Annotated in this window: 6 protein-coding genes and 1 tRNA gene; 3 read left to right on the top strand and 4 right to left on the bottom strand. The window is 63.1% G+C overall.

Going from position 1 to position 7,942, the window contains the following annotated elements; all coding sequences use genetic code 11:
- The first annotated feature begins 264 nt into the window (after positions 1 to 264).
- Genes MVF76_RS00865 through MVF76_RS00855 form a run of 3 tightly spaced genes read left to right on the top strand, consistent with a single transcriptional unit; the run spans position 265 to position 2,447 of the window.
- A complete protein-coding gene (locus MVF76_RS00865; protein ID WP_297526718.1) occupies positions 265 to 690 on the top strand; it encodes a DUF2924 domain-containing protein in 426 nt (141 codons plus the stop codon).
- Positions 691 to 693: 3 nt separating this feature from the next.
- The gene (locus MVF76_RS00860) at positions 694 to 2,040 is read left to right on the top strand and encodes a recombinase family protein (protein ID WP_297526716.1); all 1,347 of its coding nucleotides are present in this window, start codon (positions 694 to 696) and stop codon (positions 2,038 to 2,040) included.
- Complete coding sequence (locus tag MVF76_RS00855) at positions 2,037 to 2,447, top strand: hypothetical protein (protein WP_297526714.1); 411 nt, start codon at positions 2,037 to 2,039, stop codon at positions 2,445 to 2,447. Before MVF76_RS00860 ends, MVF76_RS00855 begins: the two co-directional genes overlap by 4 nt.
- 319 nt (positions 2,448 to 2,766) lie before the next feature.
- Here MVF76_RS00855 and MVF76_RS00850 read toward each other — a convergent pair.
- The 4 genes from MVF76_RS00850 to pdhA all read right to left on the bottom strand — a co-directional run bounded on the left by MVF76_RS00850 (position 2,767) and on the right by pdhA (position 7,888).
- A tRNA-Ser gene (locus MVF76_RS00850) sits at positions 2,767 to 2,857 on the bottom strand.
- 382 nt (positions 2,858 to 3,239) lie between these two features.
- On the bottom strand, positions 3,240 to 5,861 hold the full coding sequence (locus MVF76_RS00845; RefSeq protein ID WP_297526712.1) for a plasma-membrane proton-efflux P-type ATPase: 2,622 nt from the start codon (positions 5,859 to 5,861) through the stop codon (positions 3,240 to 3,242).
- A gap of 9 nt (positions 5,862 to 5,870) precedes the next feature.
- Positions 5,871 to 6,911, bottom strand: a complete 1,041-nt coding sequence (locus MVF76_RS00840) for an alpha-ketoacid dehydrogenase subunit beta (protein ID WP_297526710.1) — start codon at positions 6,909 to 6,911, stop codon at positions 5,871 to 5,873.
- Positions 6,908 to 7,888, bottom strand: a complete 981-nt coding sequence (gene pdhA / locus MVF76_RS00835) for a pyruvate dehydrogenase (acetyl-transferring) E1 component subunit alpha (protein WP_297526708.1) — start codon at positions 7,886 to 7,888, stop codon at positions 6,908 to 6,910. Before pdhA ends, MVF76_RS00840 begins: the two co-directional genes overlap by 4 nt.
- Between the last annotated feature and the right edge of the window lie 54 nt (positions 7,889 to 7,942).

The raw sequence follows: 7,942 nt of genomic DNA, 5'->3' as shown, positions 1-7,942 counted from the left end.
CCGATCCGTGACCTGGCGCACCGCCTCGATCTTGAATTCGTCGGTATATCGCTTCCCACTCATGTCGACCTCCGTTACAGTTACATTGTAACGCTCGGAGGCGTCTACTAAACCCGGGGCGATTCACATCTCCGAAGCCGCTGAGATCCTCGCGGCCGGTGTGATCCGCCTCCGGAACGCCCGAAAAGAGAGCGAAGTTCCACTGGACTTCCTGCCCGCCGGAAGCGTTCATCATGATCCCTATCACTACGGAGAAGATGAACGATGAGCGACGACGTAATCGGCAAGGTGGCGGCGCTGCCCTCGCTGGACAACGACGAGCTAAGGCGCCTCTGGCGCGAGCTGTTCGACGAGCCGGCCCCGCGCAAGAAACGGGACTATCTCATCCCGCGGCTGGCCTGGCGCATCCAGGAACTGGCCTATGGGGGATTGTCCGATTCGGCGCAGGACCGCATCAAGCGGCTGGTGCGAAGCGGTGAGCAGGTCAAACCCAGCAGCCGACGGATCAAGCGCCCCGCCGTCGGCACCCGGCTGATCCGGGAATATCAGGGCGTCGAGCACCACGTCACCGTGACCCGCAACGGCTTCGAATACCAGGGGCGCAACTACCGCAGCCTCTCCCATATCGCGCGGGAGATCACCGGCACACGCTGGTCCGGCCCGCTGTTCTTCGGCTTGACGGGGAAGTGAACCATGGCAGGAAAAACGAAACGCGTCCGCTGCGTGGTCTATACCCGCAAATCCTCCGAGGAGGGCCTGGAACAGGAGTTCAACTCCCTGGACGCCCAGCGCGAGGCCGGCGAGTCCTACATCCAGTCGCAGAAGCATGAGGGCTGGGTGCTGCTGCCCGACCGCTATGACGATGGCGGTTACTCGGGCGGCTCCATGGACCGTCCGGGCCTGCAGCGACTGCTGGAGGACGTGAAGGCGGACAAGATCGATGTGGTCGTGGTCTACAAGGTGGACAGGCTCAGCCGCTCCCTGGGCGACTTCGCCCAGATCATCGACCTGTTCGACAGGCACGGCGTCTCCTTCGTCTCGGTCACCCAGCAGTTCAACACCACCACCTCCATGGGGCGGCTCACGTTGAACATCCTCCTCTCCTTCGCCCAGTTCGAGCGCGAGGTGACCGGGGAACGGATCCGGGACAAGATCGCCCTGTCGAAGAAGAAAGGCATGTGGATGGGCGGCCATGTGCCGCTGGGGTACGACGTCGCCAACCGCAAGCTGGTGCCCAACGAGCTGGAGGCGGCCCTGGTGCGGCGCATCTTCAACCGCTTCGTCCGGCTGGGTTCCACCACCCTGCTGTGCAAGGAACTCAACGAGCAGGGCTTCCGCACCAAGCGCCGTCGCGGACGCGACGGCCGGATGAACAACGGCTTTCCCTTCACCAAGACCACGATCTACAAGATCCTCAAGAACCGCCTCTACCTGGGCGAGATCCGGCACAAGGACAAGTGGTACCCGGGGGAACACCAGGCCATCATCGACCAGGACCTGTGGGACAAGGCCCAGGCGATCATGGCGCAGGACCGCGGCCGGCGCGCCGCCGACTGCCGGCGCAAGACGCCGGCGCCGCTCAAGGGGCTGCTCTATGGCCCCGACGGCAAGGCGATGACGCCCTCCCATACCCGGCGGGGCGACAAGATCTACCGCTACTACGTCACGCACACCGCCAACAAGAAAGGCTACGAGGAGTGCCCGGTGCGCCTGGTGCGGGCCGGTGACATCGAGGGCGTCGTCTTCGACCAGATCAAGACGATCTTCAGGAATCCCGCCATGATCGTCAGCACCTGGAAGGTCGCGAACACGCTCGACGACGGCATCACCGAGGACGAGGTGCGCGAAAGCCTGCAATCCATCGAAGCCGTCTGGGATCACCTCTACCACAAGGAGCAGGCCCGGCTGCTGCAGCTTTTCATCGAGCGCATCCGCGTGGAGCCGGAAGGCGTCCACATCGACATCCGCACCTGCGGCATCAACAGCCTGGTGCTGGACCTCAAGGCCGCGGCGCGCGAAACGAAGGAGATGACGGCATGAGACCTCGAATCAACCTGAGCCGCGACGGCAAGCGGATCGAAATCTTCATTCCGGCCCGGCTGGCGCGCAACGCCGGCCGCAAGACCATCCTCTCGCCCACCGGACAGCCGGTGAACCCGGACCGCAACGAGGAAGCGGACGTGACCCTGCTCAACGCCCTGATCCGGGCCCACCGGTGGAACCGCTGGCTGGCCAGGGGCAAGTACGAGAGCGTCAAGGAACTTGCCGAGGCCGAGGGCATCACCAGCGCCAGCTACGCCTCGCGGATCCTGCGCCTGACCCTGCTGGCCCCCGACATCCAGGAAGCGATCCTCAACAGCACCCACCCGGCGCACCTGACCCTGGCCGACTTCATGGATCCATTCCCTCACCTTTGGGAGCTGCAGCGGAAGCAGTTCGGGTTCTGAACCCCGACACCGATACTCAGAAGCAAGCGTCCCGCCGGTTCGCATGAAACTGGCGGAACCGTTCAAGAAAATCGAACATACCCGGACAGACCACAGCAACCTGTTGATCCCACTCACAGGACCAAGCGTAACAACGGCACTTGAGGGGTACGCTTCCGAGGGGTGGTGGCAGAGAATATCGGCCCAGGAGAGAACCAGAGCGGGAGAATGGCGGGATGGTGCGGCGAGGCCGAGGTGCGTTGGAGGGGCCGGAGGGCCCGGAACGACGGGGCTTTGGGCACGAAAAAGCCGGCTTCAGAGAACCGGCGTTTTCGTGTAATGGCGGAGAGGGAGGGATTCGAACCCTCGATACGCGGTTAGCGTATACACACTTTCCAGGCGTGCTCCTTCAACCACTCGGACACCTCTCCGGAAACCTGACTTTCTGTTGCTCTGTTCTGCTTGGTCAGCTGCTCCTGCAGCGGAGCCCGCACGCGTGCTCGTTATTCGCGCTGCGCGCTCACCCCTTCGGGGCCGCCTCCGCTTGCGCTTCGGCGTTGTCTAGGCTGCGCCTCGGCTCAACCACTCGGACACCTCTCCGGAAACCTGACTTTCTGTTGCTCTGTTCTGTCTGGTCAGTTACTCCTGCAGCGGAGCCCCGGGCGGGCTCGTTATGCGCCGCCAGGCCCGTCGGCCAGACCAAAACGGAACGCGGAGGCTATACGATTCGGGGCGCCAATTCAACTCCAGGAGCGAAGCTGCCATGGCCCTGAGGAATCAGCAACCCATTGTATCACCGAGAATAACGCAAAATCACACCTGCATGCCGTGGCTGCGCAGCAAACGATAGGTGGAAACCTTGACCAGATCGTTGAACAGGAACCAGGCGAGCGCATAGGCCCAGATGCCCAAGGCCCAACGCCAGCCAATCGGATCGACGAACACGCCGTAGACCGCTATGAGGGTACCGATGATTTCGGTGCCGAAGGTGGCCCAGAAGAGCACGGGTGCCGGCCAGGGCCGTTCCCAGAACCAGCCTTCCGAGCGGGTTACGTACAGGGTGCTGTGGCCGGCGACGATGAGCTTGAGAAAAAGAAGTGTGCGGACCAGTCCTTCGTCGATGCCCTGCTCCTGTAGGATGAAGAAGAGCAGAAAGGATGAGACTACGCCCGTCACCCCCAGCACACTCGCAACGGTAATCAGTTCCGCCATGTTCCACCGCACCGGCTGCGGATGGACCCGGGTCCGGTCATAGGCAATGGCAAGAATGGGGATGTCGTTGAGCAAGGCGAGAAGGATGATCATCAACGCAGTGATCGGGTAAAAGTCGAATATAACGATGGACAGTGCCATGAAGAGAATGATACGAATGGTTTCGGCGATGCGGAATATCGCATAGCTCTTCATGCGCTCGAATATCGTACGCGCCTGCTTTATGGCCTCGTTGATGACCGACAGGCCAGCACCCGTGAGAATGATGTCCGCTGCAGCCCGCGCGGCATCCGTGGCATTCGAGACGGCAAAGCCGCAGTCCGCCTTTTTCAGCGCGGGCGCGTCGTTCACGCCGTCACCGGTCATGGCGACGATGTGGCCTGCCCGCTGAAGACTGCTGACAATACGGTATTTGTCCTCCGGAACGACCTCGGCAAAGATGTCGATGGATTCGATCATCTCGACGATGGCGGATTCGTGGGTATGCAGGAACTCCCGTTCCAGCAGGCTGGTGTCGAACAGGCGTTGCAGCTCGTCCATGACGGACTCGGCAAATCGTCGCGCCTCGGACAGGCTCACCTCGGGATGAAAGCGGTGATAGATCGCCGTACTGAGCGCGTTGACCAGTTCAATGAGCTCGCTGCCCCCGCTTCCGGAAATCTGCGGGGCACGCAGGACCCTGGGTTCCAGCCCCAGCAGCTGACCAATCTCCCGGGCGATGGCGGCGTTGTCTCCGGTCACCATCTTCACGCGCACGCCGTGAGCACGCATGTCCTCTATCACCTGCCGGGAATCATCCCGCGGCGGATCAAACAGGGGGATCAGGCCGATCAATTCGACCGCGGATCCGCTATTGCCGTCGTCCGCGGGTCGTCTGCCCACAGCCAGCGTCCGGTACCCCTTGCTGGCAAAGAGATCGACGTACTTGAGAAGATCCTGTTCCCTGTCCTCGTCGAGCTCTGCCATGGAAAGCAGAACCTGAGGCGCCCCCTTGATGGCGACGAAACGCCGCCCATCGGCTTCGACCAGCGCCTCGGTACGCTTGCGCACCGGGTCGAAGGGCGTGAATTCCAGCGGCCGAATCTCCTTCACACCCAGGTCCGGAAAATGCTCGTCCGCATAGTGGAACAAGGGCAGTTCTATGGGATCCCGATTCTCCAGCCGCGAGGCCATCAGGGCGATCCGGAAAAGCTCTCGCTCGTCGTGGCCGTCGAACACGACGGGATCTACCACGCGCATCTCGTTGCAGGTCAGGGTTCCGGTCTTGTCGGAGCAGAAAATATCGACACCCGCGAGTTCCTCGATCGCGGTAAGACGCGAGACGATGGCCTGACGACGCGCCAGGTTCATGGCACCGACCGCCATGGTGACGGAAAGCACCGCGGGCAGGGCGACCGGTATTGCAGCCACCGTGAGCACCATGGCAAAGCGCACGATCTCCAGCGGCACCTCGTGCCGGAACAGGGAGACCAGGATGATCAGGGCCACCAGTACCAGGGTCACCAGAATGAGGAAGTTGCCCACCTGGATGACCATCTTCTGGAAATGGCTGCGCGCCTCCAGTTGCGCCCTGGCCACCAGGGAGACGACATTGCTGAAATGGGTCCGCTTGCCGGTATTGATCACCAGTGCCAGCATTTCACCCTGCTTGACTATGGTGCTGGCGTAGGCAATCTCGCCGCTTTCCTTGCTCACGGGGAGCGACTCCCCGGTGAGTGCCGACTGGTCGACGAGCAGGTAATCCCCGGACATCAATTGCACATCTGCAGGAACGATATCCCCGATCCGCAGGCGAATGATGTCTCCGGGCACCAGTTCACGCACCGGAACCACGTGGAATTCACCATCCCGCAGCACCCGTGCCTCGCGGGCGAGTCGCTGCTTCAGCGCCTTGAGCGCATTCAGGGCGCGGTGCTCCTGCATGAAATCCAGCCCGGCATTGACCAGCAGCATGACCAGGATGATGGAAAAATCCTCCCACTTGCCGACCACCGCCGAGAGTATCGCGGCAATCTCGATCATCCAGGGGATGGGACCCCAGAAGCGCCGGAAGATCCGGTGCCAGAGCGGCTCTTCCCGTTCCTCGATTTCGTTGGGGCCGTACTGCCGCAGGCGCTCGGCGACCTGGTCCGAAGCCAGTCCACGGCTGGGATCAGTGGCGAGCAGTCGCAGATTCTCGTCGACAGCGTGCCTCGCGAACTCTTCCGTGCGGTAGTCAATCATGGGCAATGTTCACTGTTCTCGGGGTCCCGCGAGCGAACGCGCAGCATGCAGGATACGCGCGACATCGGGAATGGAGCGTGCTTCGAGGGTTGCGTTGTAGGGCGTGGGCACGTCAGCGCCGGCGACCCGCTGCACCGGGGCATCCAGTTCGAAGAACGCCGCTTCGGTCAGGGAGGCGACGAGTTCGGCACCCGCGCCCGCGAAACGACAATCCTCCTCCACGATCAGGACACGATGCGTGCGCGAGACGGATTCGCGCAACAACGGAAGATCGATGGGGCGCAGACTGCGCAGGTCGATCACCTCGGCGCTGATTCCGTCCTCGGCGTCCAGGCGATCCGCCGCCTCCATTGCCAGCTTCACCATGCGATGCCAGGCAACCAGAGTGAGATCGCGTCCGCGCCGGCGGACAGCTGCGGCATGCATCGGCGGGGGCTCGGCCTCGGCGTCAAAGGACCCGACCTCGCCATAGAGGAGTTCGTGCTCGAGCAGAATCACGGGATCGTCACTACGCACTGCCTGCAACAGCTGCCAGTAGGCATCCTGGGGCGTGGCCGGCGCCGCGATCCGCAGGCCGGGCACATTCATCAGTGTATGTTCAAGACGCTGCGAGTGCTGGGCCGCAAGCTGATGCGCTACGCCACCGGGCATGCGCACCACCAGTGGCACCGAAAGCCGGCCACCGGACATGTAGCGCAGCTTGGCGGCCATGTTGATGATGGCATCGAGCGCCAACAGGGCGAAGTTGACGGTCATGATCTCGACGATCGGGCGTCCGCCCACCAGCGCCGCGCCCACGCCCAGCCCCGTGAAGCTGTTCTCCGAGATGGGCGTGTCCCTCACCCGCCATTCGCCATACCTGGCGTATAGGCCCTGTGTGACCCGGTAGCTGCCGCCATACAATCCGACATCCTCGCCGAGCACGAACACCGATTCGTCCGCGGCCAGCGCGCGATCATGCGCGATGTTGAGCGCCTCCCAGTAGCGCAGTTCCGGGGCCGGCCGGGAAACGGCAACGAGTCCCACGTTTTCACTGCGGTTCCTGTTCATGGCCGGCCTCCGTAAGGGTCGATGGGCTGCGCATGAAGCGGCCCCCCGAGCGACTCGGGCTCCGGGCTCTCCTCGGCATAACGCACGGCGTCGGCAACGGTCTCGGCGACTTCGGCGTCGATGCGAGCACAGGCCGCCTCATCCAGCCATCCGGCTGCCAGCGCCTGTTCGCGGAAACGCCGGACAGGATCGCGGGCCATCAGCTCGGAGACTTCCAGGGCCGCCCGGTAGGCCCCCGAGTCGGCCATGGAATGGCCGCGGAAACGATAGGTTTCGCATTCCAGCAGGTAGGGGCCGTTGCCCATGCGTAGGTGCGCCAGGGCCTCGCGGGTCGCCTCGTAAACCGCCACCACGTCCATGCCGTCGACACGTCGCCCGGGAATGCCATAGGCCACGCCGTGCCGGTAGATCTCGGGCACGGCCGTATGACGGTGGATCTCGGTGCCGATCTGGTAATGGTTGTTCTCGCAAATGAACAGGACCGGCAGCTTCCAGAGCGCGGCCATGTTCAGCGATTCATGAAAAGTCCCTTGGTTGGCGGCACCGTCGCCGAAAAAGCAGAACACTGCATCCGGTTGTTCAGTCATGCGCAGCCAGTAACCGACGCCGATGGCGACCGGGAAGGTCTCGCCGACGATGGCATAGCCGCCGAGAAAGCGATGATCGGGGTCGAACAGGTGCATGGAGCCGCCGTAGCCTCCGGAACAGCCGGTGGACCGGCCAAACAGTTCGGCCATGACGGCCCGGGGCGTAATGCCACGCGCCAGGGCATGGACATGTTCCCGGTAGGTGGATACCACATAGTCACCGGGGTCAGCCGCGTGCAGGCTGCCGATGGCGACCGCCTCCTCGCCAGGGTAGAGATGCAGAAAGCCCCCGATCCGGCCCTGGGTGTATTGCTCTGCGGCTGCCTCCTCAAAGGCACGGGCCAGGGTCATGTCATGGCAGAAACGCCTCGCCTGCTCCAGGTTCACCATTCGTCTCCCTGCGGCCGGCCATCCACGGCCGCCGCCCCATGCTATGCTGCCTGT

The organism is Thiohalobacter sp., from assembly GCF_027000115.1.
Taxonomy (GTDB): domain Bacteria; phylum Pseudomonadota; class Gammaproteobacteria; order Thiohalobacterales; family Thiohalobacteraceae; genus JALTON01.
Note: the sequence above shows the minus strand (reverse complement) of the source record. Positions and strands in the feature narration are given on the sequence as shown.